This is a genomic window from Microseira wollei NIES-4236 (assembly GCF_020521235.1).
Taxonomy (GTDB): domain Bacteria; phylum Cyanobacteriota; class Cyanobacteriia; order Cyanobacteriales; family Aerosakkonemataceae; genus Microseira; species Microseira wollei.
The window spans coordinates 1-484 of record NZ_BLAY01000554.1 but is presented as its reverse complement, the minus strand read 5'-3'; the positions used below and the strand labels follow the sequence as shown (position 1 = coordinate 484).

Genomic DNA, 484 nt, shown 5'->3' with positions numbered 1-484 from the left:
GGAGAGATTTTACACGGTCGGGACACGGCAATTTGTAGATTTTTCATCATTCCAGAAAATGTGGCTGCCTTGTCCCTACATCAGGAATGGTTTCCACCACAATTGTCGCTGGATTTTTGTTGGTTAATAAACGAGAGATTTTACAATGTAGGGACACGGCATCTGATAGGTTTCGGTCATCCGATAAAATTTTGAATGCCGTGTCCCGGCAAGATATAGAATGGCTTCCATCACAATTGTCGCTGGGTTTTTATCGATTAATAAAGGAGAGATTTTACACGGTCGGGACACGGCAATTTGTAGATTTTTCATCATTCCAGAAAATGTGGCTGCCTTGTCCCTACATCAGGAATGGTTTCCACCACAATTGTCGCTGGATTTTTGTTGGTTAACAAAGCAGAGATTTTACAATGTAGGGACACGGCATCTGATAGGTTTCGGTCATCCGAGAAAATTTTGAATGCCGTGTCCCGGCAAGATATAG

Annotated in this window: 1 protein-coding gene; it reads right to left on the bottom strand. The window is 42.6% G+C overall.

The features are described 5' to 3' along the window. Positions 1-123: 123 nt before the first annotated feature. Complete coding sequence (locus MiSe_RS49825; protein ID WP_226595039.1) at positions 124-315, bottom strand: hypothetical protein; 192 nt, start codon at positions 313-315, stop codon at positions 124-126. Positions 316-484 lie beyond the last annotated feature (169 nt).

Coding starts and splice junctions, on each gene's coding strand:
- MiSe_RS49825 (WP_226595039.1), bottom strand. CDS start 315: ATGATGAAAAATCTACAAATTGCCGTGTCCCGACCGTGTAAAATCTCT.